We start from the raw sequence: 26,748 nt of genomic DNA, 5'->3' as shown, positions 1-26,748 counted from the left end.
GACCAGCGACAGACAGCAGCCGCCTATTCTTCCACACCACCGGCCACGGACCGAAATCGGCCGAGCCCCTCGTCCCAGGCCAGGCCCAGAACGCTGAGCGCCTGGCGGTCCTTCTTGTCGAAGGCCCCGTACTGCCAGCGCTCGACCAGGTCGGGCCGGTTGGCCAGGGTGCGGGCGAAGGCCTGCTCCCGGCGCCAACGGGCGATCTTGCCGTGGTTGCCGCTGAGCAGCACGTCCGGCACGGTCCGGCCGCGCCACTCGGCGGGCTTGGTGAAGACCGGGCCCTCCAGCAGGTCGGCCATCGCGCCGGGGGCGAAGGAGTCGTCCCGGTGGGACTCGGCGTTGCCGAGCACGCCGGGCAGCAGCCGGGCGATCGCCTCGACCATCACCAGCACCGCGACCTCGCCGCCGGCCAGCACGTAGTCACCGATCGAGGCCTCGACCACCGGCATCCGGGTGGCCGCCTCCTCGATCACCCGGCGGTCGATGCCCTCGTACCGCGCGGGGGTGAACGCCAGCCAGGGGCGGCCGGCCAGCTCCTGGGCGAGCTCCTGGGTGAACGGGCGCCCGCTCGGCGTGGGCACGACCAGCGTGGGCAGCTCGCCTTCGGGTCCGCCGGCGACGACCGCGTCCAGCGCCTCGCCCCACGGCTCGGGCTTCATCACCATGCCGGGGCCGCCGCCGTACGGGCTGTCGTCCACCGTGCGGTGCACGTCGTGGGTCCACTCGCGCAGGTCGTGGACGTGCACGTCCAGCTGGCCGCGGGCGCGGGCCTTGCCGACCAGCGAGATGTTCAGCGGCTCCAGGTACTCGGGGAAGATCGTGACGACGTCGATCCGCATCCCGGACTGAACGCCCGCGGCGGCATCCCGGCCGAGGCCGGAACCGGCGCCCTGACCGGCATCGGGAACGACGCCCGGACCGTCGGCCTGGGGGGTCTGCTCAGCGGTCACGCCGACTCCCCCGACTTCGCCGAATCACCGGACTCACCGGCCCCGCCCGCCTCACCGGGCGCCGCCGACGTCTCCGCCGACTCCTCAGCCGGCGCCTCCGCCGCCGCACCGGCGACCTCGGCCTGCTCGGGGTCGATCAGCCCGGCCGGCGGGGTGATCACGGCCCGCTGGTTCTCCAGGTCGATGGTCGGCACGATCTGGCTGACGAAGGGCACCAGCACCTCCGTCCCGTCGGCCTTCTTCACCGTGAGCAGGTCCTGGTACGGGAGGTGGACCACCTCGGTCAGCTCGCCGACCGGGGTGCCGTCGAGCAGCACCACGTCGAGGCCGATCAGCTGGTGGTCGTAGTACTCCTCCGGGTCCTCGGGCCGCTCCTCCGGGTCGACCTCGGAGATGAGCAGGGTGCCCCGCAGCGCCTCGGCCGCGTTGCGGTCCTTGACGCCGGCGAAGCGCAGCAGCAGTCGGCCGCTGTGCACCCGGCCGGACTCGATGGTCAGCGGTCCGGCCGAGGCCGGGTCGGTGAGCAGGACGGCACCGGGGCCGAGCCGGAGTTCCGGCTCGTCGGTGCGGACCTCGACACTGACGTCCCCCCTGATGCCGTGGGCGCGGCCGATCCTGCCGACGACGAGCTGCACGGTGATCGTTCTCCTGGAGTTGCTGAGCGAGAGGGCAGAGACAGGTAAGCAGAGCAGCCGGCGCGTGGCGGCGCGTGGCACACGCGCCGTGGGAGCCAGCAAAAAAGGCCGACCGGGACGACATGCGTCCCGGTCGGCCTCAAGCCCGACGGCTGAACGAGCAGCTGCGTCAGCGAATGTTGTCCACGTCGACCAGGTCGACCCGGACGTTGCGACCGCCGAGGGCGCCGACCACGGTGCGCAGAGCGCGCGCCGTGCGGCCGCCCCGGCCGATCACCTTGCCGAGGTCATCGGGGTGCACTCGCACCTCGATGGTGTTGCCCCGACGCAGGTTGCGCGAGCGCACCTGCACCTCGTCGGGGTGCTCGACGATGCCCTTCACCAAGTGGTCGAGGGCGTCCTCGATCACGATCAGGCCTCGGCGGCGGCGTCGGCCTCAGCCTCGGCCTTGTCCGACTTCTTGGCCTTCGGGGTGATGGCGACACCGGTGGTGGCGTCCTCGAAGCCGGCGACGGCCTTGGCGAACAGGTGCGAGAAGTCCTCGACCTTCGGCTCGGCGACCTTCAGCGGCTCCGGAGCCGGCAGGCCCTTGAACTTCTGCCAGTCGCCGGTCAGCTTCAGGATGGCGAGCACCGGCTCGGTCGGCTGGGCGCCGACGGACAGCCAGTACTGCGCGCGGTCGCTGTCGACCTCGATCTTCGAGGGGTTGTAGGTCGGCTGGTAGATGCCGATCTCCTCGATCGCGCGACCGTCACGCTTGGTGCGGGCGTCGGCGACGACGATGCGGTAGTGCGGGGAGCGAATCTTGCCGAGACGCTTCAGCTTGATCTTGACTGCCACGGGAGTGGATTCTCCTGGTGTTGACGTGGGTGAGCGTCCTCGCCATCCGCGTGGGGTTGCGGGGGCGGGGCGTTCAAGGGACACGCCAGCCGTAGGAGAGAGGGGTCCTGCCCGGCTGCCGAGTACTCAGCTGTCCATTCTGCCATACCGGCGAGGACGGCCTTCACCCGACCTCCGCGGACTGAGCTGCTCAGACCGCCGGGGACAGCGGCGCCCGAGGCCCGGAACACACGATTCAGGGCTCGACCGGGAGCCCCCGCTCCCGGTCAGCCCACAGACTCACCGACTCCGATCGTCCGATCACCCCGGTCGCACCGACTGCCCGCACAGTCGCCGACCGGTCCCGGCCGACCGGTTACGCGATCTTGAACGGTTGCTGGCACGCGCCGCAGACGATGGACGCCTGCGCCAGCACGGACGGCACGACCCGGACGTTGCGCCCGCAGCCGCAGACCGCCTTGACCCGGACGCCGCCGCCGGAGGACCCGTGCCGGGCGGCCGGGCCGCGGAAGGCTCGGTTGGTGCCGTCGCCGGCCACCGCTTCCTGGTGCGCGCCGAGGGCGCGGTCCAGGCGCTCGATGGTTTCGGCGTAGCGCTCCTGCGTCTCCTTGAGCATGGTCACCTGGGAGAAGCCGCTGCTCGCGTGCGGCTCGACCGGGTGCGCCAGGCCCAGCTCGGAGGCGAGCATCAGGAAGCGCCGGTTGTGGTAGCGGCCCGCGCGCGAGGTGTCCCGGATGTCCCGGGCCGCGGCCAGACCGTGGGCAGCCTCGTGGAGGAGCCGCTCGAAACCGAGCCGCGTGCCACAGGCCGAGGAGGACTCGCCGATCAGGGCCTCGGGCGAGGCCAGGTCCGGGAGGTCCTGGTGGTAGGCCTGGATGTCACTCCAGGCGGCGGCCAGTTCGGCCGCGAGGACGAGGGGCTGTGTCGTGCTCACGCTAGACCAACGATGCAGGGCGAGCCGATGTTCCGCATGTTCCCGTTCTCCGGGAATTCCCAGGGAACTCCCAGGAATGCGCGACTGTGCGCGAATTGCGCGTTCCGGATCTGACGCAAGACCAACCCCCTGCCGGTTTCGGCCCGTCGCAGAGTCGGCGGGCCTCGTGAATTCCGTCCGAGGGGCGGGCTGTCGCCCCAGGGACGTACGGCCCGTGGACCCGCCGAAGTTGACAGGGCCACGGGCCGTACACCGTACCGCTATTCCGTTAATACCGGCAGTTGACCGGCCAGTAGGGATGTCGGGTGTCGGTAGTCCCCCGAGAGAGTTACCGGATTCTTACCAACCCGCATTCCGGGCGAATGTCGCCGCTAACGGTCATCGCCTGCGGGTAACAGGCATCAGTACGCACGCGCGACGATCGCGATATTGCCGTCCTGGTCGTCCGACTGCGGCACCGAACCGTCGGCCGCGACGATGCAGCGCACCGTGACGCCCTGCTCGGACAGCTTGGCCTCGCCCTCCGGGCCGAGGTCGGCCCAGGAGATCCGGCCCCAGCCGGTCGCGGCGGCCTCGACGGCCTCGTCGAGGGTCTTGACGTCGACGGTGCGGGCCTCGCGACGCTCGCGGGACTGGCGCAGCAGCAGCGCCTGGTCCTCCTCCAGGATGCCCGGCAGCAGCGCGGCCAGGGCGTCGATGGAGACCGGCTCCTTGCCGCCCGGGATGCGGCGGGCCAGCATCGCGGTGCCGTTCTCCAGGTCGCGCGGGCCGACCTCGATGCGCAGCGGAACGCCCTTGAGCTCCCAGTCGACGGCACGGCGGCCGAACGGGGTGTCGGTGCGGTCGTCGACGACGGTCCGGATGCCGGCCGCCTCCAGCGCGGCGCCGATCTCGCGGACCTTGGCGATGACGGCGTCGTCGCCCTTGATGGCCAGCACGACGGCCTGGACCGCGGCCAGGCGCGGGGGCACCCGCAGGCCGTTGTCGTCGCCGTGGGACATGATCAGGCCGCCGACCATGCGGGTCGAGACGCCCCAGGAGGTCTGCCAGACGTGCTCGCGCTCGGCGCCCTGCAGCTGGTACGTGGTGTTGAACGCCTTGGCGAAGTTCTGGCCCAGCTCGTGGCTGGTGCCCATCTGCAGGGCCTTGCCGTCGCCCATCATGCCCTCGAGGGTGAGGGTGTTGATGGCGCCGGCGAAGCGCTCCTTGGCGGTCTTGCGGCCGAGCACGACGTCGATGCCGAGCACATTGGTCATGAAGTCGCCGTAGACCTGGGTGTGGATCATCGACGCGTACTCACGGGCGTCCTCGTAGGTGGCGTGGGCGGTGTGGCCCTCCTGCCAGAGGAACTCGGTGGTGCGCAGGAAGACGCGCGGACGCAGCTCCCAGCGGACCACGTTGGCCCACTGGTTGATCAGCAGCGGCAGGTCGCGGTGGCTCTGCACCCACTTGGAGAAGTACTCGTTGATGATCGTCTCGGAGGTCGGCCGGACGACGACCGGTTCCTCCAGCTGCTTGCCGCCACCGTGGGTGACCACCGCGAGCTCGGGCGCGAAGCCCTCGACGTGCTCGGCTTCCTTGGTCAGGTAGGACTGCGGGATGAACATCGGGAAGTAGGCGTTCTGCGCGCCCGCCTTCTTGATGCGCGCGTCCATCTCCTGCTGCATCCGCTCCCACAGGCCGTAGCCGTACGGTCGGATGACCATGGTGCCGCGCACCGGACCGTTGTCGGCCAGCTCGGCCTTGTTGATGAGGTCCTGGTACCAGCGGGGGAAGTCTTCCGCCTGGGGGGTGAGAACGGGTGCCTTAGCCATGGGCCGAATCGTACGGGGCGCGACCCTCCGGTTTCGAATCGGTATCACACCCGCGGCAGTGGTACGGCCCCCGCAGGGGGCGCACGACCGCGACACGCGCGCACCACCCTGCACCCCTCTGGACGCCGGGCCCGACCCGCTGTTCGCTGGAGTGGGGCGGGACTTTGGGGGAGCCGTAGCAGCACACCGAAGGACCGGATGGGAGGCCGCGATGGCTTCAGCTCGGACGACCGGCACGACCGTACGACCAACAGGCGCACGATCGCACCACCCGCAACCCGGGGCCGCCGCGCCCGCGCGGGCCCGCGACTGGGCAGAGATCCAGGAACGCATGCTGGTACCGCTCTACGAGGCGGTGTACGACCGCCTGGAGGTCGGCCCGGCCAGCAGCGTGCTGGGACTGGGCTGCCGGTCCGGACTGGCCCTGCTGCTGGCGGCCGGACGGGGCGCCCAGGTCGCCGGGCAGGAGCCCCGGGACGAGCTGCGCGAGCTGGCCCGCAACCGTCGGCTGCGGGTGTGCGCCGGGTCCCGGCCGGCCGCCGCCGTCCCCCGCTCGGCCCATTCCCTGGTGACCGTTTTCGAGCAGCTGCCCGGCGCCGCCGAGCCCCGGGCGGTGGTCGCCGAGGCGGCCGGGCTCACCCTTCCGGGCGGGCACGTGGTGCTCGCCGCCTGGGGCCCGCCGGAGCGCTGCCAGAGCGCCCCGGTGCTGGACGTGGCCCGCCGGAGGGCGGGCCGGACCACCGCGCGCGACCCGTTCGAGCTGAGCGCACCCGGCACGCTGGAGGACCTGCTCGCCCCGGCCGGCCTGCGCCCGGCCGGAAGCGGCCGGGTGAGCTGCCCGTTCGCCTACCCGGACCTCGACAGCGCGGTCCGGGGCCTGCTCTCCACCGGGCTGTTCGAGGCGGCCGAGGAGTTCTCCGGCGCCTCGCTGGTGGCCAAGGAGCTGGAGGAGGCGCTGCAACCGCACCTGCGCCCGGACGGCACGGTCCGGATGGAGAACGTCTTCCGCTACCTGGTCGCCGAACGGCCGCGGTAGGGCTTCCACAGAGAACGATCACGCCAGGACCAGGCGGAGACGGAACCGGGCGCGATCAGAACCGATCGGAAACGGAAGCCGGACAACGGAAACCGGGGGCGCCCGCCATTGCGGCGAGCGCCCCCGGCATCGACTTCACGCCTGGTCGAGCGACTTCCCGTCCGACCCGCCGCCCCCGTCCCCGTCCCCGTCCCCACCCGAGCCCGAGCCGGAAGCCGAGCCCGAGCCTGAGCCCGGCTCCGCATCCGAGTCCGAGGCCTCCCGCGGCACCCCCGCCGCCCGGTACGCCGCCTCCTCGTCCAGCGTCTCCGCCTCCAGCAGCGCCGCCGCCAGCGCGTCCAGCCGGTGCCGCTGCTCGGCCAGCAGCCGCACCGCGTCCTCGTAGCACTCGGCGACGATCCGCCGGGCCTCCTCGTCCACCGCGTCCAGCGTGGTCGGCGCCGCGGAGAGCCCGTACGCACCGGCGCCCTGCACGTCCGCGGGCACGGCGGTGAGCCGCCCGACCCGCTCGCTCATCCCCCACCGCCCGGCCATCCCGCGCGCGATGCTGGTGACCTGTTCCAGGTCGCTCTCCGCGCCGGTGGTGATCACCCCGTAGACGACCTGCTCGGCCGCCATCCCGCCGAGCGCGCCGATGATCCGGCCGCGCAGGTAGGGCTCGGTGTACGAGTAGCGGTCGTTCTCCGGGGTGGAGAGGGTGACGCCGAGCGCGCGGCCGCGCGGCACGATGGTGATCTTGCGGACCGGGTCCGCGCCGGGCTGGAGCATGCCCAGCAGCGCGTGCCCGCTCTCGTGGTACGCCGTCCGCTCGCGCTCCTCCTGGGGCATCACCAGCGGCCGCACGGCGCCGAGTTGGACCTTCTCCAGGGCGTCCGAGAGGTCCCGCTCGTTGACCGCGTCCTGCTTGCGCTTGACGGCCAGCAGGGCGGCCTCGTTGACCAGGTTGGCGAGTTCGGCACCGGTCATCCCGGGGGTGACCTTGGCCAGCTGGGTGAGGTCGGTGCCGCCGGCCAGCGGGACGGTCCGGGTGTGGATGCGCAGGATGGCGGCACGGCCCTCCCGGTCGGGCGGGCTGACGGTGATCCGCCGGTCGAAGCGGCCGGGGCGCAGCAGCGCCGGGTCGAGCACGTCCGCCCGGTTGGTCGCGGCGATCACGATGACGCCCTCGGAGCCGGAGAAGCCGTCCATCTCGGTGAGGATCTGGTTGAGCGTCTGCTCGCGCTCGTCGTGCCCGCCCATGCCACCGCCGGCGCCGCGCTGGCGGCCGATGGTGTCGATCTCGTCGATGAAGATGATCGCCGGGGCGACCTTGCGGGCCTCGGCGAACAGTTCGCGCACCCGGCTGGCGCCGACGCCGACGATCATCTCGATGAACTCGGAGGCGGAGGCGGAGAAGAACGGTACGTCCGCCTCGCCGGCCACGGCCCGGGCCAGCAGGGTCTTGCCGGTCCCGGGCGGGCCGCTGAGCAGCACCCCGCGCGGCATCTTGGCGCCGAGCCTGCGGTACCGGTCGGGGTTCTTCAAGTAGTCGACCACCTCGGTGAGTTCGGCCTCGACCTCGTCGATGCCGGCCACGTCGGCGAAGGTGGTGCGCTTGCCCTGCTCGGCGGTGACCGGCTTGGGCGGGGCCTTGCGGCCGAGCGGCCCGGCGCCGAGGCCGCCGGCCATCCGGCGGGCGAGCAGCACCCAGATGAAGACCAGCAGCAGCATCGGGGCGAGCGAGAGCAGCAGGTTGGTGAGGAAGCTGCGCTGCTGCACCGGCGAGGTCGCGGTCACCTCGACGCCGTGCTGCTGCAGGGTGGCCCACAGGTTGTCACCCGCGAAGGAGGGGCGCTGGGTGTCGAACTCGGTGTAGCTGCCCTTGCCGCCGTCCGGTTTGGGCTGGGCGCTCTTGAGGGTGCCCTCGATCGCGTCGCCCTTGGAGTAGATCTTGGTGATGTTGCCCTTGTTCAACTGGTTGTTGAACTCGGTGTAGGAGATCGTGGTGGCGCCCTCGTTGCCGAAGAACGACAGCAGCAGGTCGGAGATCAGGAACACCACGAGTGCGGTGAGGACGAGTCCCGCCCAGCCGCCGGGCATCCGGCGGCGGGGCGGCGGCGCGGGCGGGGCGCCCTCGGACCGCCAGGGCTGGTCGGGGGTTTGGCGCGGCGGCGCGGGTTCGGTCACCCACCGGACGATACGGACAGGTGCTCGGACGAGCCAACCGCAACGCCGCGCCCCACCGGCCGTACGGCCGCGCCGGGGTCCGCGCTAGCGGTGGCTATGCCGCGGTGCCCGGCCATTCCTCGGCGGTCAACGCGAAGCGCTCGTGGTCGCGCCAGTCCCCCTGCAGGAACAGCATCCGCGGCGTGAAGCCCTCGTGCCGGAAGCCCAGCCGCTTGGCCATCGCGATCGAGCGCTCGTTCTCCGGCTGCACGTTGATCTCCAGCCGGTGCAGGCCCAGCCCGTCGGCCGACTGCGGGGCGAAGCAGCGGTCCAGGACCAGCCGCAGGCCCTCGGTCATCCGCCCGGTGCCGGCGAACGGCAGGTACGAGTCGTAGCCCAGCGCGCCGTTGCAGAACCGGCCCATCACGATGTTGGCGACGTTCACCTTGCCGACCAGCCCGCCGGAGTCCCGGTCGAAGATCAGGAAGGTGCGCAGGCCCGGTCCCTGGCGCTCCAGCAGTTCCGGCAGCCCGTCCGGCTCGACCGGGTTCCACCGCCCGATGTGCTCGGCGGACCGGCGGACCGCCTCGGCGTACACAACCTCGTCCTCGGCCCTCGGGGCCCTGATCATCACTCGCACGCCAACATCATCGGACATGGCAGCATCATCGGACATATGAACGGCCCGCCGCCCGGAGATCACCGAACGACGGGCCGATCAGAACGGCTCAGGACCGGCCGAAGCCGATCAGAACGGCTCAGGCCGACAGGCCGGGCCGAGGGCCGAGGACTACAGCAGGTCCTTGAACTCCTTGGGCAGCTCGAAGTCGGCCGGGCCCTTGCCCGCACCGAGGCCGAACGCGCCGCCCTCGGCCTGACCCGGGCCGGCGCCCGGGCCGAGCGCCCGGCGCTCGGCGGCCGCAGCCTCCTCCTGCGCGCGCTTCAGCGGGTTGCCGCTCTTGCGCTTGCCCTTGGCCTGCGGGGCCTTCTTGGCGGACTTCTTCGCGCCGCCGCCCATGCCCGGGATCCCCGGCATGCCGGGCATGCCCTTGCCGGAGGCCATCGCGGACATCATCTTGCGGGCGTCGAAGAAGCGCTCGACCAGGTTCTTCACCTCGCCGACCTGGACACCCGCACCCTTGGCGATGCGGGCCCGGCGGGAGCCGTTGATCAGCTCCGGCTCGGCGCGCTCGGCCGGGGTCATCGACTTGATGATCGCGCCGACCCGGTTGACGTCCTTGTCGTCGATGTTGTTGATCTGCTCGCGGATCTGGCCCATGCCGGGCAGCATGCCGAGCAGCTTGGAGATCGAGCCCATCTTCTGGACCTGCTCCAGCTGCGACAGGAAGTCGTCCAGGGTGAACTGCTTCGGGCCGCCGCGCAGCTTGGCGGCGATCTTCTCGGCCTCGGCCTGCGAGAAGGTCTGCTCGGCCTTCTCGATCAGCGAGAGGACGTCACCCATGCCCAGGATGCGCGAGGCCATCCGGTCCGGGTGGAAGGCGTCGAAGTCGTCGACCTTCTCGCCGTTGGAGGCGAACATGACCTGCCGGCCGGTGACGTGCGCGACCGACAGGGCGGCACCGCCGCGGGCGTCGCCGTCGAGCTTGGAGAGCACCACACCGGTGAAGTCGACGCCGTCGAGGAAGGCCTGCGCGGTGGTGACCGCGTCCTGACCGATCATCGCGTCGACGACGAACAGGACCTCGTCCGGGTTGACCGCGGCGCGAATGTCGGCGGCCTGCTGCATCAGCTCGGCGTCGATGCCCAGGCGGCCGGCGGTGTCGACGATGACGACGTCGTACTGCTTCTGCTTGGCGTACTCGATCGAGTCCTTGGCGACCTGCACCGGGTCGCCGACGCCGTTGCCCGGCTGCGGGCCGTAGAAGGCCACGCCGGCCCGCTCGGCGACCACCTGGAGCTGGTTGACCGCGTTGGGGCGCTGGAGGTCACAGGCGACCAGCAGCGGGGTGTGCTTCTGGCTCTTCAGCCAGAAGCCGAGCTTGCCCGCGAGGGTGGTCTTACCGGCACCCTGCAGACCGGCGAGCATGATGACCGTCGGGCCGTTCTTGGCGAACCGCACCCGGCGGGTCTCGCCACCGAGGATCGCGATGAGCTCCTCGTTGACGATCTTGATGATCTGCTGCGCCGGGTTCAGCGCGCCGGAGACCTCGGCGCCGAGCGCCCGCTCCTTGACCTGCTTGATGAAGGCCCGGACGACCGGCAGCGCGACGTCCGCCTCCAGCAGCGCGATGCGGATCTCGCGGGCGGTGGCGTCGATGTCCGCCTCGCTCAGGCGGCCCTTGCCCCGGAGGTTCTTGAACGTCGCTGCGAGGCGATCGGAAAGGGTGTCGAACACGTCGGCGCGGGTCCTCTGCGGCATCGGTATCGGTACGGTCGTCGTCCCCCAGGGTATCCGGCCACCCCGGGTACGGTCTCCACCCCTGCCGAAACCCCCGCCCGGACCGGTTCTCAGTCCAGCGCCGCCCGCACCGCCGCCGCCACCTCCCCGGCCCGCTCGGCGGTGAGCGGACGGCCCGCCGCGTCGGTCAGGTAGAACGAGTCGACGGCCTCCGCGCCCAGCGTGGAGACGTGCGCGGTGCGCACCCGCACCCCCGCCCCGTCCAGCGCCCGGCCGATCCGGTGCAGCAGTCCGGGGGCGTCGTGCGCGCGGACCTCCAGCACGGTCGCGGTCGCCGAGGCCACCGCGGGCGCCACCGCGACCAGCGGCGGCGGGGTGGGGATGCCCTTGCGGCGCGGGGCGGCGGCGTCCCGCTCGGCGAGGCGGCGGGAGACGTCCAGCGAGCCGTCCAGCGCCCGGCGCAGGTCGGCGCGCAGCCTGGCGGCCTCCGGCAGCTCGCCGAACTCGGCGGCCACCCGCCAGGACAGCAGCAGCACCGGGCCCGCGCCGATCGGGTCCAGCTCGCGCAGGCCGGCCGAGCGGACGGTCAGCCGGTGCAGCGCGAGCACCCCGGCGACCGTGCCGAGCAGCCCCGGGCGGTCCGGGACGGCCAGGGTCAGCTCGACGCCCATCGGTTCGGTGCCCGGGGCCGCCCCCGCGGCCTGGGCCAGCAGCGACAGCGCCGGCTCGCCGGTGCGGGCGGCCTCGACCGCGAGCCGCTCCTGCCCGGCGGTGGGCGCCCCCTCCGCGGGCGCGCCGCCGGCCCCGGCGAGCCGGGCGGCGGCCCGGGCCACCAGGCCGTCCACCAGTGAGGCCCGCCAGCTGCTCCACGCGGCCGGGCCGGTGGCCAGCGCGTCCGCCTCGGTGAGCGCGTGCAGCAGTTCCAGCTCCGGCAGGGTGCCGACCGCCTTGGTGATCGCCTCGACGGTGGCCGGGTCGTCCGGGTCGCGCCGGGTCGCGGTGTCCACCAGGGTCAGGTGGTGGCGGACCAGCACCGCCAGGGTCTCGGTGTCCTCGGCCCCGAAGCCCATCCGGGAGGCCACGTCGCGGACGATCACCTCGCCTGCCTCGCTGTGGTCACCGGGCCAGCCCTTGCCGATGTCGTGCAGCAGCGCGGCGACCAGCAGCAGGTCCGGCCGGGCCACCCGGCGGGTCATCGCCGCGGCCCGCACCGCCGTCTCCACCAGGTGCCGGTCCACCGTCCAGCGGTGCACCGCGTTGCGCTGCGGCCGGCAGCGCACCCGCTCCCAGTCCGGCAGCAGCCGGGTGACCAGCCCTTCCGCCTCCAGCGCCTCCCACACGGGGACGGCGGCCTCCCCCGCGCCGAGCAGGGTGACCAGCTGTGCGCGCGCCTCGTCCGGCCAGGGCACCGGCAGCGGTCGGCACTCGGCGGCCAGCCGGCGCACCGTCGCGTACGAGACGGTCAGCCCGTTCTGGGCGGCGGCGGCCGCGGCGCGCAGCGGCAGCACCGGGTCGGTGGCCGGGCGGGCGGCCTGGGCGAGCACCGCCTCGCCGTCCTGCTCGACCACGCCCTCGGCGAGCGGGCGGCGCTCGACCGCGCCGCGGGCCACCGCACCGGTGCCGCGGCCGGCGCCGGTGAACGGGAAGCCCCGCCGGCCCGTCCGGCGGCCCCGGCCGGAGCGGGCGGCCAGTACCCGGTCCACCGCCCGCCAGGTGACGTCGCTCGCGTAGGCGATGGTCCGGGCGGCCTCGTAGACCTGGCGCAGCAGGGTGTCGGCGTCCAGCACACCGAGCCGCTCGGCGACCTGGTCCTGGTCCTGGAGGCTGAGCCGCTCGGTGGCCCGTCCGGTGGCCAGGTGCAGCGCGTCGCGGACGTCGGCGAGCCGCAGCGCGGCGGCCTCCAGGCCGTCCCGGGGCGCGTCGGCGAGCCAGGTGGCGGCGATCGCGTCCAGCGCGACCAGGTCGCGCAGCCCGCCGCGGGCCTCCTTGAGGTCGGGCTCCAGCAGGAAGGAGAGCTCACCGTGGCGTTCGGCCCGCTCCCGGCCCAGCTCGCGCAGCTCGGGCAGGCGCGCGGGGGCGCCGGCGCGCCAGTCGGTGAGCACCGCGGAGCGCAGCGCGGCGGTGAGTGCCGCGTCCCCGGCGAGGTGGCGGGCGTCCAGCAGGCCGAGCTGGGCCTTGAGGTCGGCGGCGGCGACGGAGCGGGCCTCGGAGACGGTGCGCACCGAGTGGTCGAGCTTGGCGCCCGCGTCCCAGACCGGGTACCAGATCCGCTCGGGCAGCTCGCGGGCGATCGGGCCGTCGTGCAGCAGCAGGACGTCGAGGTCGCTGCGCGGGGACAGTTCGCCGCGCCCGTAGCCGCCGACGGCGACCAGGGCGACGCCGCAGGCGGGGGCGCCGGCGGCGGTGAGCAGCCCGGCCAGCCAGTCGTCGGTGAGCCGGGCGAGCGCGGCCCGACGGGGGCGGCCGGTCAGGCCGGGCCGGTCGAGCAACTGGGCCCGGGCGGCGGCGTGGTCGGAGGGGGCGGAGGAGTCGGAGGGGCTGGTCTCGGTGGTCATGCGCGTGGGTCCCGTCCGTCAGGTGGGCCGCCGAGCGGTCTCAGGGCGTCACAGGGCGTCCGGCCCGCGTTCGCCGGTGCGGACCCGGACGGCGGTGTCGACCGGGATGCTCCACACCTTGCCGTCGCCGATCTTCCCGGTCCGGGCGGCCTTCACCAGGGCGTCGATGAGGCCGTCGGCGTCCTCGTCCTCGACCAGGACCTCGATCCGGATCTTCGGTACCAGGTCCACGGTGTACTCGGCGCCCCGGTAGACCTCGGTGTGGCCGCGCTGGCGGCCGTAGCCGCTGGCCTCGGTGACGGTCAGGCCGTGGACCCCGAAGGCCTGCAGGGCGGCCTTCACCTCGTCCAGGCGGTACGGCTTGATCACAGCGGTGATGAGCTTCATCAGGCGTCGACCTCGGTCTTCTCAACGGGCTTCTCGACGGACACGGCAACCGGCGCGGGGGCGGCACCGCCCAGGCTCGGCAGGGCCCGGGCCAGGCCGGCGCCCACGGCGCTGAAATCGTAGGCGGACTCGGCGTGTTCGGCCTGGTCGATGCCGGCCACCTCGACCTCCTCGGTGACCCGGAAGCCGACCAGCTTGTCGACCGCCTTCGCCAGCAGCCAGGACAGCACGAACGAGTACGCCGCGACCACCGCCACGCCCATCGCCTGCTTGCCGAGCTGGCCCAGCCCGCCGCCGTAGAACAGGCCCTTGGCGGTCTGGCCGACCCCGCCGGTGGCGAACAGGCCGATCAGCAGCGAGCCGATCGCCCCGCCGACCGCGTGCACGCCCACCACGTCGAGGGAGTCGTCGAAGCCCCAGCGGTACTTCAGCGAGACGGCGGCGGCGCAGACCGCGCCCGCGATCAGGCCGATCGCCACGGCGCCGAGCGGGCTGACCGAGCCGCAGGCCGGGGTGATCGCGACCAGTCCGGCCACCGCGCCGGAGGCGGCGCCCAGCGTGGTGAACGCGCCGTGCTTGAGCTTCTCGTAGATCAGCCAGCCGACCAGCGCCGCACCGGTGGCGACCTGGGTGTTGACCATCGCCATCGCGGCCACGCCGTTGGCGGCCAGCGCCGAGCCGGCGTTGAAGCCGAACCAGCCGAACCACAGCAGCCCGGAGCCGAGCATCACCAGCGGCAGGCTGTGCGGGCGCATCGGGTCCTTCTTGAAGCCGACCCGCTTGCCCAGCACCAGGCAGAGCGCGAGGCCCGCCACACCGGCGTTGATGTGCACGGCCGTCCCGCCGGCGAAGTCGATCACGCCGTTTCTGTCGCCGAGCCAGCCGCCGTGTCCGTTGTCGAAGAAGAACACCCAGTGCGCGACCGGGAAGTAGACGATCGTCACCCAGAGCGCGATGAACAGGCCCCAGGCGGCGAACTTCGCCCGGTCCGCGATGGCGCCGCTGATCAGCGCCGGGGTGATGATCGCGAACATCAGCTGGAAGACCGCGAACGCGGTCACCGGGATGGACCCGGTCAGCTCGTTCAGCCCGATCCCGCGCATCCCGAGGAAGTCCAGGTTGCCGATGAGTCCGGCGAAGGAGTCGGGCCCGAAGCTGAGCGAGTACCCGTAGAGGACCCAGAGCACGCTGACGATGCCGAGCGAGAGGAAGCTCATCGCCAGCATGTTCAGTGTGCTCTTGGCCCTGACCATGCCCCCGTAGAAGAAGGCCAGGCCCGGGGTCATCACCATGACCAGGGCCGCACTGATGAGCACGAAGGCGGTGTCGCCCGCGCTGAAGCCGTCCGGCATCGGCGTCTCCTCTGCGTGAAAGCCGCTCCACACCCCGGGAACCTGTCCCGTGCCACCCGGGGTGGCGGCGATGAAGAGGAGAGTGCCGAAGACTGGTTTCGGCCAGTGCGGTCGGTTGTTTCGCGGCCGTGACGCGTGCGTCGCGCGGGTTACGGGCACGTGAACCGCGGCCCCGTCCCAGGGCCGGATGGGCTACCGTGCCGCCGCACGCCACCACCGGTGGCCCAGAAGCCACCGACCGCGGCGGCGGCGGCCGTCGCGGTCGGTGGAGTCCGGTGCGGGGGTCGCTCAGACCACCGAGACGTACTCCGGGATGTCCTGGACCACCCGCTCCTTGAGTCGGCTCACCGCGTCCACGCCCTTGAACCGGGCGGAGGCGGCCTCCGTCGTCTTGCGCACCCGGGAGTTCAGCCGCTCCGAGCGCACCTTCGTCGCGATGTCCACCGCCTGCTCGGCGTACACCACCGCCTCCTCGGCCTCCTTCTGCAGCAGGTGCACGCTGGCCATGCCGATCAGGTTGAAGGCGTACGAGCGCACGTGGTCCTCGTCCTGCCGGAACAGGTCGACCGCGCGCTCCATCACCGGCGCGGACAGCGAGGCGTACAGCTGGGCGTTGTCCGAGTGGTACGCGAGGTCGCGGAAGGAGTGCGCGTTCTCGGCGTTCAGCTCGGCCGGCGAGAAGAACTTCAGCCAGTCCGGATCGCCGTCCCCGTCCCGGATGTCGGTGAAGGTGTCCTCGGCCAGCCGGATCGCCCGGGCGCAGCGGTTCACCTCGCCGATGGTGGCGTAGGCGCGCGCCTCCATCGCGTACAGCAGGGACTGCTGGCGCGGGGTGGCGGTGTCCCGGCTGCCGTACTGCGCCAGGTGGATCAGTTCCAGGGCGTCCTCACCCCGGTTGAGGTGGATCATCTGGCGGCTCATGTCGGTGAGGATCAGGGCGCCGAACGGGCGGTCGCCGGCCTCCTTGGCCGCGTGCAGGGCGAGCACGTAGTACTTCTGCGCGCTCGGGTGCATCCCGACGTCGTAGGACATCCAGCCGGCCAGGTGGGCGAGCTCGGCGGTGAGCCGGAACAGCCGCTTGGTGGTGTCCTCGGTGTACGTCTCCTGGAGCAGGTCGGTGACCTCGTGGAGCTGGCCGACCACGGCCTTGCGGCGCAGCCCGCCGCCGTTCTGGGCGTCCCACTGGCGGAACATGACCGTGGTCTGCTCCAGCAGTTCCAGCTCGGGCTCGGAGAGCCGGCCGGTGAACGCCTCGCCGCCGTTGGCCGCGGTGAGGATCGGGGTGGGCATGCCGGTCGGGCCGGGGGCGAGCCAGCGCTGCATCGGCTCGATCAGCGCGGCGCCGGCGGTCAGCGCGAGCGAGGTGCCGAGGAAGCCCCGGCGGTTGAGCATCAGGTCACTGCGGGAGTATTCACTGATCAGCTGGACGGTCTGCGGGGCGCTCCAGGGCAGGTCCACGCCGCCGCCGACGGTGGAGACCGGGATCGCGGCGCGCAGGCCGAGGTCCTCGATCGAGACCACGGAGCCGAAGCGCTCGGAGAACAGCTCCGACATGATCTTGGGGATCGGCTCGCGGGGCTGCTCGCCGTCGAGCCAGCGGCGCACCCGCGAGGTGTCGGTCGACACGTGGTGGGCGCCGATCTGCCGGGCCCGGCGGTTGACCTGGCGGGCCAACTCCCCCTTCGACCAGCCACTGCGGGCGAACCACGTAGTCAGCTTCTCATTGGGTTGCTTCTCTGCCATGGGAACGTCCCCATCCCGCCCGGCCCCTTCGGGGCCCCCGATCGTGACCGCCCGACGGTTGCGGGCTCTTGCCAGACGTGCCGTGCCTGAGGTGTTGCGGTACCGCCTCGTCGTACTGGTGTGCCATCCCCGGACGGTGTGTCAGATCCCCAACTCCCGTTCCCCGGCGGCCCGGAGCAGGCTCCATGGCGACGTCCGTGTGCTGAACGTAGTGCCCCGCGAGGTACCCGTGGGAGCGGCCCTGGCGAAACGCCACCTTTCGCCACCCCCAGGAGTGAACCGAAGCCAGGGGGCACACGCTTCACTGGATAGGCCCGACGGTCCGGCATATGCGGGCCGCCAAGTCCTCCGGCCAACGCCGACGGACCCGGCGGACCCCGCAATCCACCGCAGTCACAAGCGAGTTCGCCACCCACTCGGGACAGCGACAGCCTCGCGTACCCGACGATCCGGCATCGGCGCCGCCCCTACAAGGCGGCGCCCGAGGCGCACCACCGCAACAGGCGCACGCCAAGCGCTGCGCGCCGCCACCGCACAACGCACCACGCAACGGACAATCAACACACAGTCACCATCCCGTAACCATCGGCAACGAGAACCTGTTGGGGGAGGCATGGACAACCTGTTCGGCGAACTTCGACTGGGGCACCTGCGGCTGGCACCGCTGGGCGCGCGCCGCCGCACCAAGGTCACCGCGTCCCAGGCCGCCGCGGAGTACACCGGCCGCTGGGGCTGGGCGGTCGCCACCGGCGCATCGGTCGGTGGCGCCACCACCCCGACCCGCTGTCCCTGCGGCGCCCACCGCTGCGCCGCGCCCGGCCTGCACCCCGTACCGGGCACCAGGAGCCGGGCCCGGGCCGTCGGCGCCGAGGGCTCCGTCCTGTTCCCCACCGGCCGCGCCTTCGACGTCCTGGACGTCCCCGAGCAGGCCGGCCTGCAGGCGCTGGTCCGGCTGGAGCGGATGGGCACCCAGGTCGGCCCGGTGCTCGCCCCGCCCACCGGCCGGCTGCAGTTCCTGGTCGCCGCCGGGACCGCCCGCCGACTGCCCGACCTGCTCTACCGGATGGGCTGGGACGACGCCGCGCTCGACCTGGCCTGCCACGGCGAGGGCGGCTACGTCGCCGCCCCGCCCACCGTCCTCGGCGGGCTCGGCCCGGTCCGCTGGCTGCGCCGCCCCACCCGCGACAACGCCGGCTGCCCGCCCGAGGCCCGGCTGCTGCTCGGCACCCTCGCCTACGCCTGCCACCGCAGCCGCGAGCGCACCGCCGAGCCCGCCTGGATCGCCTCGTGACCCCCTGATTCGCCTGCTCGCCTCCGGGGCGCTCTGGCCTGGTGCCGACGGTCGTCGCACTGATACTCGCCCCCTCGCCTCCGGGGCGCTCTGGCCTGGTGCCGACGGTCGTCGCACTGATACTCGCCCCCTCGCCTCCGGGGCGCTCTGATCCGGTGCCGACGGTCGTCGCTCCGGCGCTCGTGCCTCGCTTGTCGCTTCTCCCTTTCGGCACCGGCGCGCCCCTTCGGCTCGGCTCGGGGCGGTGGACTCGCCCGCTCGGCCCTTCGGCTCGGGGCGGCGGCCCTCCCGGGGCACGCGAAAGGGCCCGCCCCCGGAGGAGCGGACCCTTCGACCGACGGGGAGCCCCGGTCAGTCCCCGATCAGCGCGTCCACGAACGCACCCGGCTCGAACGGCGCCAGGTCGTCCGCGCCCTCGCCCAGACCGATCAGCTTGACCGGCACGCCCAGCTCGCGCTGCACCGCGACCACGATGCCGCCCTTGGCGGTGCCGTCCAGCTTGGTCAGCACGATGCCGGTGATGTCCACCACCTCGGCGAACACCCGGGCCTGGATCAGACCGTTCTGACCGGTGGTGGCGTCCAGCACCAGCAGCACCTCGTCCACCGGGCCGTGCTTCTCGACGACCCGCTTGACCTTGCCCAGCTCGTCCATCAGGCCGGTCTTGGTGTGCAGTCGGCCGGCCGTGTCGATCAGCACGGTGTCCACGCCCTCGGCGATGCCCTCCTTGACCGCGTCGAAGGCGATCGAGGCCGGGTCCCCGCCCTCCGGGCCGCGCACGGTGTGCGCACCGACCCGCTCGCCCCAGGTCTGCAGCTGGTCCGCGGCGGCGGCCCGGAAGGTGTCGGCGGCGCCGAGCACCACCCTGCGGCCGTCGGCGACCAGGACGCGGGCCAGCTTGCCGGTGGTGGTGGTCTTGCCGACGCCGTTGACGCCGACGACCAGGACCACGGCCGGGCCCTCCTCGTGCTTGACGGAGCGGACGGTGCGGTCGGAGTCCGTGCCGATCAGCTCGACCAGTTCCTCGCGCAGCAGCGCGCGCAGCTCGTCGGGCGTCCGGGTGCCGAGTACCTTCACCCGGGTGCGCAGCCGCTCGACCAGCTCCTGGGTCGGGGTGACGCCGACGTCGGCGGTGAGCAGGGTGTCCTCGATCTCCTCCCAGGTGTCCTCGTCCAGGTGCTCGCGGGAGAGCAGCGAGAGCAGGCCCTTGCCGATCGAGTTCTGCGAGCGGGAGAGCCGGGAGCGCAGCCGGACCAGCCGGCCGGCGGTGGGCTCGGGGACCTCGACGGCGGGCGCCGCCTCGGCCGCCTCGGGAGCCTCGACCTCGACGGCCTCGACGACCTCGGGGGCTTCGGGGGCCGCAGGGGCCTCGGGAAGCGGCACCTCCTCGACGGTGCGGCGCGGCTCCTCGGTGGGCGGCGCGGCCTCCTCGCCGACCTGAGGCTCCTGCGGGGTGGTCTTCGGCGCCGTGATGACCGGCGCCTGCGACTTCGGGGGCAGCTGCTGGCGTCGTCTGCCGGAAACGACGAGGCCCGCGATCGCGCCGATGGCGATCACGGCGATGACTACGGCAAGGATCACGTATTCCACATCAATCTCCTTCGCTGGGTCCCTCGATAGAGTGATCCTTCGGTCACCGACGCACGAGCGTCTGCGCCTCCCCTACGCTGACCACTGTGCCATCCGGCACCGGTCAGGGCTTGGCCGTCACGAGGTCGTCCAACGGCTGGGTGAGAAGCCCCCTCGCTATGTGAGGGGGAGGAGTCACAACCCGTCCAGTATCCGGGATCGGTTCCGCCGTGGGCAGCAGCCCCGGCGCAGGCCGACGGATCAGTCCGTCGGCCCGGAGGCACTCGCCTCCTCGTGCTGTCGAGGCAGCACCGCGCGTGACTTCCGCTCGCGGTGCTCCTCGCGCAGCCGCTGGCTGATCACCTGGGAGATCCCGTCCCCCTTCATGGTCACGCCGTACAGGGCGTCGGCGGACTCCATGGTCAGCTTCTGGTGGGTGATCACGATCAACTGGGAGCTCTCCCGCAGCTCCTCCATGATCCCGATCAGCCGGCGCAGGTTGGTCTCGTCCAGCGCCGCCTCCACCTCGTCCATCACGTAGAAGGGGCTGGGCCGGGCCTTGAAGATCGCCACCAGCAGCGCCACCGCGGTCAGCGAGCGCTCGCCGCCGGACAGCAGCGACAGCCGCTTGACCTTCTTGCCGGGCGGGCGGGCCTCCACCTCGACCCCGGTGGTGAGCATGTTGTCCGGGTCGGTCAGCACCAGCCGTCCCTCGCCGCCCGGGAAGAGCCGGGCGAAGACGCCCTCGAACTGGGCCGCGGTGTCGTGGTACGCCGAGGTGAACAGCTGCTCGACCCGCTGGTCCACGTCCCGGACGATGTCCATCAGGTCGCGCCGGCTGCGCTTGAGGTCGTCCAGCTGCTCGCCGAGGAACTGGTGGCGCTCCTCCAGCGCGGCGAACTCCTCCAGCGCCAGCGGGTTGACCTTGCCGAGCTGCTGGTACGCCTTCTCGGCGGCCTTCAGCCGCTTCTCCTGCTCGGCCCGGACGTACGGGTACGGCTCCCCCGGCTCCTTCCCCTCCTCAGGCGTGGACGGCGGGACGGGCTGGTCCGGCCCGTACGCGGCGAGCAGTTCGCCCCCGTCGATGCCGAACTCCTCCAGCGCCCGGGCCTCCAGCTGCTCGATCCGCAGCCGCTTCTCCGCCCGCAGCACCTCGTCCCGGTGCCCGGCGTCGACCAGCTTGTCCAGCTCCTCCTTGAGGCCGCGGCCGTGCTCCCGGTGCTCCCGCAGTTCGTCCTCGCGCTCGGCACGCGCCTGTTCGACCGCCGCACGCTCGGCGTCCGCGCGGGACAGCGACACCTCCAGGCAGGCCAGCAGCTGCCGGGCGCCCGCGGCGACGGCCGTCGCCACCCCGGCGTCGTGCTCGGCGCGGCGGCGACGCTCGGCGGCCCGGGCGCGCGCCTCCCGCTCGGCGCGGGCCGCCCGGTCCAGCTGGTCGGCCCGTCCGGCCAGGGCGCGGACCCGCTCCTCGTGGGTGCGCACCGCGAGCCGGGCCTCCAGCTCGGCCTGCCGGGCGGCGGAGGCGGCCTCGGCCAGTCGCTGCTGCTCGGCGGGGTCCGGCTCGTCCTCCCCGGCGTCCGCCGACTCCTCGGCCACGGCGAGCCGTTCGGCCAGCTCCTCGGCGGTGGCGAGCAGTTCGGCCAGACCCTGTTCGGCCCGGGCGGCGGCGGCCGACAGCCGCTCGGCCTCCCCGGCGGCGGCGCGGGCCTGTCCGCCGAGGCGGCCGAGCGCACCGGCCACCTGGGCCCGCTCCTTCTCCGCCTGCCTCCGCAACTCGGCGAGTTGCTCCACCTCGGTGGCCGACTCCCGGCGCAGCTCGGTGAGTTCGGCCAGCCGCTCGGCCGACGCGGTGCAGCGCAGGGTGAGTTCCCCGATCGCCCGGGCCGCCTCGTCCACGGCCGCCTGGGTCTCCAGCAGACTGGGCGCTCCGCCGGAGCCGCCGTGGGCGAAGCCGGCGCCCAGCCGGTCCCCCTCGGCGGTGACGGCGGACAGTCCGGGGCGTTCGGCGACCAGTCGCAGCGCCGAGTCCAGGTCGGCGACCACCGCCACCCCGGCCAGCAGGTTCCGGACGGCGGCGAGCAACTCGGCCGGGCCGTCCACCAGTTCACCGGCCCAGCGGGCCCCGTCCGGCAACTCCCCGGCCGGATGCGGAACTTCCGCGGCCCCGGCGATCAGCAGCGCGGCCCGCCCGGCGTCCTGGTCGCGCAGCAGCCGCAGCGCCCCGGCGGCGGCGGACGGGGAGTCCACGGCCACCGCGTCGGCCGCAGCCCCGAGCGCCGCGGCGACGGGGACCTCGCATCCGGCCTCGATCCGCAGCAGCGCGGCCGCCGGGCCCAGCAGTCCGGTCAGCCGCTCCCCCGCGTCCAGCAGCGCGCCGGTGCCGTCCTTGCGGCGCAGTCCGAGCGAGAGCGCCTCGTGCCGCGCGGTGAGCCCGGCCCGTTCGCGCTCGGCGGCCCCGGCCGTCTCCCGGGCGGCGGCCAGCTCCCGTTCCACCGCGGCCAGCCGTTCCCGGGCCTGCCGGTGCCCGGCCTCTGCCTGCTCGTCGTCCCCGGTCAGGCCGTCGACCTGCTGCTGGAGCTCGTCCAGTTCGCCCTGGGCGGCCTCGGCGCGCAGCAGCGCCTCGTCCCGGGCTTCGGTGAGCCGGCCGATCTCGGCCTCGGCCGAGGCGGCCTTGGAGCGGGCCGCGACCGCCTGCCCCTGCAGCCGGGCCAGGCCCTCCCGGCGGTCCGCGATGGCCCGGGCGGCGTCCCGCAGCCGGCGTTCCTCGGCGGCCAGTTCGCGTTCCAGCTCGCTCTTGCGCTCGACCGCCTCGGCCAGCGCGTACTGGGCCTCCTCCAGTGCCTCGGCGAGAGCGGCCTCCTCCTCGCGGACCCGCTCGGCCTCCCGCTCCAGTTCCTCCGGGTCACGACCGCGCCGCTCCTCGGCCTGTCCCCCGGCGGCGGCGTGTCGGGCCCGGGCCTCGGCCAGTCCGATGGTGCCGCGGGTGCGTTCGGCGAGCGCGGAGAGCCGGTACCAGGTCTGCCGGGCGGTCTCCAGGCTCGGGCCGAGCCGCTGGACCTGCGCATCCAGGACCCGTTCGCGCTGCACGGCCCGGGCCAGTTCCTGTTCGACGGTGGTGCGGCGCAGTCGCAGCGCGAGTTCGTCGGCGATCTCGGCCTCGACGGCCTGGCGCAGGGTGAGCAGGTCGTCGGCGAGCAGCCGCAGCCGGGCGTCGCGCAGGTCGGCCTGGATGCCGGCGGCGCGGCGGGCGATCCTGGCCTGTCGGCCGAGCGGTCCGAGTTGGCGGCGCAGTTCGGCCACCAGGTCCTGGACGCGGTTGAGGTTGGCCTGCATCGCGTCCAGCTTCCGCAGCGCCTTCTCCTTGCGCTTGCGGTGCTTGAGGACGCCGGCCGCCTCCTCGATGAAGGCGCGGCGGCCCGTCGGGTCGGCGTGCAGGACGGAGTCGAGCTGGCCCTGGCCGACGATGACGTGCATCTCGCGGCCGATGCCGGAGTCGGAGAGCAGCTCCTGGATGTCCAGCAGGCGGCAGGTCTCGCCGTTGAGCGCGTACTCGCTGCCGCCGTTGCGGAACATGGTCCGGGTGATCGTCAGCTCGGAGTAGTCGATCGGCAGGGCGCCGTCGCCGTTGTCGATGGTGAGGCTGACCTCGGCGCGGCCGAGCGGGGCGCGCCCGCTGGTCCCGGCGAAGATGACGTCCTCCATCTTGCCGCCGCGCAGCGACTTGGCGCCCTGCTCGCCCATCACCCAGGACAGCGCGTCGACGACGTTCGACTTGCCGGAGCCGTTCGGGCCGACGACGCAGGTGATGCCCGGCTCGAAGCGCAGGGTGGTGCTGGAGGCGAAGGACTTGAACCCGCGCAGCGTCAGGCTCTTCAGGTGCACGCGGCCGGTCTCCTCAATCGCTCACAACGGGAACCGACTGTATCCGGAGTCCGACACGACGAAGGGACGCCACATCCGGGCGTCCCTTGCAAAGCTGCGTCCCTTTCGGGGCGGCTCAGTGCACAGCGGCGTCGATCTGTGAGGACCGGGGCGGGGCTCAGGTCAGAGCCGGCTCCCGCTGGTCCAGATCGATGCTGTTGAGCAGCGAGTGCTCGTCAGCGACAGCGGTGAGCGCGTCGTTCTCAGCCTGCATCCGAAGGAGCTCGGCTTCAAGGTCCTGGACGCGCTGCTGAAGCCGTCGCATCTCGGAGAGCATTCGCGGGTCGGGGCCGCCGACGTACCCGAGAAGCGCCTTTGCCATGATGAATGGTCCTCCACGCTGAGTGACCGAACCGGAACGGTACAGGTCTAGGGGGAAGGGGGACGCACGCGCGGCGCGCACCGGAAGTGCTGGCTGAGCACTACGGCACAACCACCGTGAGCTGGGCTCACGAGGGCATGCGCCTACCGGGATGCGCGATCGTGTGCGCGGGCTTCAAGCGTCTCACCAAAGACGGTACGGGTCAACACGATCACCGCACGCTACCGCGCCCCTGTCACCTGCCTGGCGGTGTCGTCACGCCTGGGGGTCTCGGGCCGGGTCCACCACGTGCTCGTGGATCATCGTTCGATGCGGAGTCAACCACGAGTCTGCCCGAATGGCAACCGTCTGACACCGACGGTTGCGGATCATTTCCGGAACGCGACGGCAGCGGGCCGGGAAACGGGGGCTCAGCGGATCTCGAAGCTCTCGTAGCCCGCGCCGACGGCGGTCCAGATCTCGGTCACACCGCTCACCGCGCCGGGCGTGTCGGGGCCCCGCAGCAGGGCCAGCAGCTCCTCGCAGTCGGCGGCCTGCCCCTCGGCCACCACCTGCACCCGGCCGTCTCCGAGGTTGCTGGCGTAGCCGGTCAGGCCGATCTCCAGCGCCCGCGCCCTGGTCCACCAGCGGAACCCGACCTCCTGGACCTTCCCCCGGACCCAGGCGGTCACCCGGACCGGTTCATCACTGTGGGCGTCACGACCGTGCATGCCCCGACCCTAACCGGCGGTGCGGCCGGTCACAGCTCCACGGGGCCCTCGACCGTCCAGCCCGGGGTGTGCACCTCGGCGTGCAGTTCGCCGCGGCGGGCCTCCCGGCCGCAGGTGCGGCACACCCAGGCCGGGTCGAAGGGGTGCGGCTGGTGGCCCTCGGGCTCGTGGGCGAAGGTCACCGGGGAATCCGGCCCCAGCCAGCGGTCGCCCCAGACGCGCAGCGCGTGGGCGAGCGGGGCGAGGTCCCGGCCGGCCTCGGTGAGGTGGTACTCGTAGCGCGGCGGCCGCTCGCTGTACGGGCGGCGCTCGACCACCCCGGCCTCCTCCAGCGCCCGCAGCCGCGCGGTCAGCCGGTCGCGCGGGGCGCCGGTGTTGCGGGCGATCCGGTCGAAGCGGTGGTTGCCGTAGAACAGCTCGCGCACCGCCAGCAGCGCCCACTTCTCGCCCACCACCTGGAGCGCCGCCGCCATCGAGCACGGTCGGCCGGGAACGGCGGCGAGGGTGTGGGCGGGCGGGGTGTCGGAGGTCACGGTGCCAGCCTGCCACACCGGGTTGGCTTCTCAAACCGGGTCGCTCGGCCCTGCCCGAGGACGGCGAACGGCCCCGCCGGAAGAACCGGCGGGGCCGTGGGGTCAGGCTCGGATCAGCGGGTCACCAGTCGTCGCCACCGCCACCGAAGTCGCCGCCACCGCTCCAGTCGCTGCCGCTGAAGTCTGCGGCGTTGAAGTCGGCCCCGGTGTAGTCGCCGCCGTCGTACTGGTCCTGGTAGCCGTGGTGGCTCTCCATCATCGGCGCCGCGGCGTAGGCGGGCTCGCTCATCATCGAGCCGAGCACGGTGCCGACCAGCAGGCCCGGCAGCAGGCCGCCGCCGAAGCTGCTGTAGTACCCGCCCGCGTACGGCGCGTAGGCCGGGCCGGCGTTCCAGTACGGCTGCGGGCCGTACTCGGTGTCGACGGTGCGGACCGCCGGGTCGAGGCCGGCCGCGACCCGGTCGGCGTCGGCCTGGCAGACCGGGACGGAGCGGGCGGCGCCGCCGGCCGGGGCCCAGTCGACGTCCTTGACGGACGGGCCGTGGCGCGGGTCCATGAAGCACGGGGGACGGCGCTCGGGCAGCGGGCGCTTCTCCCGCCGGGCGGCCAGGGTGGCCAGCGCGAACCGGCCGTCCTCGATCGCCTCGGTGACCTGCTTGACGTCGTCCGGCTTCTTGGCCTCGTTCATCAGCCGCTTGGAGGTCTCGTACGAGTCCAGGGCGCGGCTGTAGTCGGTGCGCTGGGCGTCGTCGGCGTCCGACGCGCCGGGGCTGAAGTCCAGCCGCTCCAGCTCGGTGCCGAAGGCGGTGATGTCCTCGTCGACGACGCGGCGCAGCTGCTCCAGCTCGGCGCGAGCCTGCTCCTCCTTGCGCTTCTTGGCGCGGCGGAAGAGGAAGAAGACGCCGGCGCCGGCCAGCACCACCAGCACGACCGGGATGATCACCCAGGCGATCGAGGTGCTGTGGTTGACCCCGGTGCCCTTGGTCTGCGGGGCGGCCTGGTCGACGAAGTCGTTCAGGGTGGCGTTGATGTCACCCTTGTCGGCACGGGCGACGGCGCCCCCGATCCGGTCCGCCACGCCGACGCCCATCGCGCCGCGGTCGGCGCGGGCCAGGAAGCCGCTGTTGCCCCGCCAGACGCCGTAGACGCCGTCGATGCCCACCAGGGTGCGCAGGTCCGTGAGGACGGTGTCCTTGTTGGCGGCGTCGGGGACGACCGCGATGAAGATCGGCTTGTCGGCCTTCTCGATCTTCTTGGTCAGGGCGTCGGCCTGGGCCTGGCTGAAGCGGTCCAGCATCGACGGGGCGACGTAGACCTGCCCCTTCTTCAGGGTGGCGGCGGCGTCGCTCAGGCCGCCGGCCGCGGAGGCCGAAGGCGCCAGGAGGAGCATCAGCCCGAGCAGCGCCGCCACCAGGGCAAGTGGCCCGGCGCCCCGGGTACGTCGGGCAAGGGTTCTCATGACCCCGACGCTACCGCGACCAGCGGCAGAGAACGGCATACCCTTCGCATACTGGTTATGACAAGATTCCCCGCCGACCGCCGGGGCGGTACCCCTTCTCGCGGATGAGATTTCCCCCAGTCGCCCCTGAGACGGGTGGGGCGTGGGAACCAGCGGAGACGCCCGGACGTACGTCCCGGCGGGCCCGGGG

The 26,748-nt window shown here is 72.9% G+C and carries 21 protein-coding genes; 2 read left to right on the top strand and 19 right to left on the bottom strand.

Annotated elements, in window-relative coordinates; all coding sequences use genetic code 11:
* Positions 1-23 precede the first annotated feature (23 nt).
* From trmD to proS, 6 genes are all read right to left on the bottom strand, one after another.
* A complete protein-coding gene (gene trmD / locus ACFVWU_RS19600; RefSeq protein ID WP_387622332.1) occupies positions 24-842 on the bottom strand; it encodes a tRNA (guanosine(37)-N1)-methyltransferase TrmD in 819 nt (272 codons plus the stop codon).
* A 107-nt stretch (positions 843-949) separates the two neighbouring features.
* Positions 950-1,588 carry a ribosome maturation factor RimM gene (gene rimM / locus ACFVWU_RS19595; RefSeq protein WP_387622294.1) on the bottom strand — a complete coding sequence of 213 codons (639 nt, stop codon included), beginning with the start codon at positions 1,586-1,588 and terminating at the stop codon, positions 950-952.
* 169 nt (positions 1,589-1,757) lie between these two features.
* Positions 1,758-1,997 carry an RNA-binding protein gene (locus tag ACFVWU_RS19590; RefSeq protein WP_030056773.1) on the bottom strand — a complete coding sequence of 80 codons (240 nt, stop codon included), beginning with the start codon at positions 1,995-1,997 and terminating at the stop codon, positions 1,758-1,760.
* 2 nt (positions 1,998-1,999) lie between these two features.
* Positions 2,000-2,428 carry a 30S ribosomal protein S16 gene (rpsP, locus tag ACFVWU_RS19585; protein WP_196946892.1) on the bottom strand — a complete coding sequence of 143 codons (429 nt, stop codon included), beginning with the start codon at positions 2,426-2,428 and terminating at the stop codon, positions 2,000-2,002.
* Positions 2,429-2,783: 355 nt separating this feature from the next.
* Positions 2,784-3,362, bottom strand: coding sequence for a hypothetical protein (locus tag ACFVWU_RS19580; RefSeq protein WP_188307074.1), 579 nt, complete (start codon positions 3,360-3,362; stop codon positions 2,784-2,786).
* A 401-nt stretch (positions 3,363-3,763) separates the two neighbouring features.
* Complete coding sequence (proS, locus tag ACFVWU_RS19575) at positions 3,764-5,176, bottom strand: proline--tRNA ligase (RefSeq protein ID WP_380612687.1); 1,413 nt, start codon at positions 5,174-5,176, stop codon at positions 3,764-3,766.
* A 211-nt stretch (positions 5,177-5,387) separates the two neighbouring features.
* Between proS and ACFVWU_RS19570 the strand changes: the two genes are divergently transcribed.
* Positions 5,388-6,212, top strand: coding sequence for a class I SAM-dependent methyltransferase (locus ACFVWU_RS19570; protein ID WP_387622289.1), 825 nt, complete (start codon positions 5,388-5,390; stop codon positions 6,210-6,212).
* Positions 6,213-6,347: 135 nt separating this feature from the next.
* Here ACFVWU_RS19570 and ftsH read toward each other — a convergent pair whose 3' ends face one another.
* From ftsH to ACFVWU_RS19535, 7 genes are all read right to left on the bottom strand, one after another.
* Entirely contained in the window at positions 6,348-8,378 is a 2,031-nt protein-coding gene (gene ftsH, locus ACFVWU_RS19565; RefSeq protein WP_387622286.1) for an ATP-dependent zinc metalloprotease FtsH, read from the bottom strand.
* 94 nt (positions 8,379-8,472) lie between these two features.
* Positions 8,473-9,015 (bottom strand): GNAT family N-acetyltransferase, encoded by a 543-nt coding sequence (locus ACFVWU_RS19560; RefSeq protein ID WP_387622283.1) that lies wholly within the window; start codon positions 9,013-9,015, stop codon positions 8,473-8,475.
* A 132-nt stretch (positions 9,016-9,147) separates the two neighbouring features.
* The gene (gene ffh / locus ACFVWU_RS19555; protein WP_387622329.1) at positions 9,148-10,713 is read right to left on the bottom strand and encodes a signal recognition particle protein; all 1,566 of its coding nucleotides are present in this window, start codon (positions 10,711-10,713) and stop codon (positions 9,148-9,150) included.
* A gap of 113 nt (positions 10,714-10,826) precedes the next feature.
* Positions 10,827-13,271, bottom strand: a complete 2,445-nt coding sequence (locus ACFVWU_RS19550) for a [protein-PII] uridylyltransferase (protein ID WP_387622280.1) — start codon at positions 13,269-13,271, stop codon at positions 10,827-10,829.
* A 48-nt stretch (positions 13,272-13,319) separates the two neighbouring features.
* A complete protein-coding gene (locus tag ACFVWU_RS19545; RefSeq protein WP_380612682.1) occupies positions 13,320-13,658 on the bottom strand; it encodes a P-II family nitrogen regulator in 339 nt (112 codons plus the stop codon).
* A complete protein-coding gene (locus tag ACFVWU_RS19540; RefSeq protein ID WP_387622277.1) occupies positions 13,658-15,010 on the bottom strand; it encodes an ammonium transporter in 1,353 nt (450 codons plus the stop codon). Before ACFVWU_RS19540 ends, ACFVWU_RS19545 begins: the two co-directional genes overlap by 1 nt.
* Before the next feature lie 288 nt (positions 15,011-15,298).
* Positions 15,299-16,753 (bottom strand): hypothetical protein, encoded by a 1,455-nt coding sequence (locus tag ACFVWU_RS19535; protein ID WP_387622275.1) that lies wholly within the window; start codon positions 16,751-16,753, stop codon positions 15,299-15,301.
* A 613-nt stretch (positions 16,754-17,366) separates the two neighbouring features.
* Between ACFVWU_RS19535 and ACFVWU_RS19530 the strand changes: the two genes are divergently transcribed.
* Positions 17,367-18,044: a bifunctional DNA primase/polymerase gene (locus ACFVWU_RS19530; protein WP_387622272.1), complete on the top strand. Its 678-nt coding sequence runs from the start codon at positions 17,367-17,369 to the stop codon at positions 18,042-18,044.
* A 351-nt stretch (positions 18,045-18,395) separates the two neighbouring features.
* Here ACFVWU_RS19530 and ftsY read toward each other — a convergent pair whose 3' ends face one another.
* The 6 genes from ftsY to ACFVWU_RS19500 all read right to left on the bottom strand — a co-directional run bounded on the left by ftsY (position 18,396) and on the right by ACFVWU_RS19500 (position 26,558).
* Positions 18,396-19,634, bottom strand: coding sequence for a signal recognition particle-docking protein FtsY (gene ftsY, locus ACFVWU_RS19525; protein ID WP_387622269.1), 1,239 nt, complete (start codon positions 19,632-19,634; stop codon positions 18,396-18,398).
* A 240-nt stretch (positions 19,635-19,874) separates the two neighbouring features.
* Positions 19,875-23,495, bottom strand: a complete 3,621-nt coding sequence (gene smc, locus ACFVWU_RS19520) for a chromosome segregation protein SMC (RefSeq protein ID WP_387622266.1) — start codon at positions 23,493-23,495, stop codon at positions 19,875-19,877.
* A 157-nt stretch (positions 23,496-23,652) separates the two neighbouring features.
* A complete protein-coding gene (locus ACFVWU_RS19515) occupies positions 23,653-23,856 on the bottom strand; it encodes a hypothetical protein (RefSeq protein WP_045702518.1) in 204 nt (67 codons plus the stop codon).
* 410 nt (positions 23,857-24,266) lie between these two features.
* Positions 24,267-24,566 (bottom strand): acylphosphatase, encoded by a 300-nt coding sequence (locus tag ACFVWU_RS19510; RefSeq protein ID WP_387622263.1) that lies wholly within the window; start codon positions 24,564-24,566, stop codon positions 24,267-24,269.
* 29 nt (positions 24,567-24,595) lie between these two features.
* Complete coding sequence (locus ACFVWU_RS19505) at positions 24,596-25,099, bottom strand: winged helix-turn-helix transcriptional regulator (RefSeq protein ID WP_387622261.1); 504 nt, start codon at positions 25,097-25,099, stop codon at positions 24,596-24,598.
* A gap of 121 nt (positions 25,100-25,220) precedes the next feature.
* Complete coding sequence (locus ACFVWU_RS19500) at positions 25,221-26,558, bottom strand: hypothetical protein (protein ID WP_387622258.1); 1,338 nt, start codon at positions 26,556-26,558, stop codon at positions 25,221-25,223.
* Between the last annotated feature and the right edge of the window lie 190 nt (positions 26,559-26,748).

The organism is Kitasatospora sp. NPDC058190, assembly GCF_042883685.1.
Taxonomy (GTDB): Bacteria; Actinomycetota; Actinomycetes; order Streptomycetales; family Streptomycetaceae; genus Kitasatospora.
This window is presented reverse-complemented; position numbering and strand designations above follow the sequence as displayed.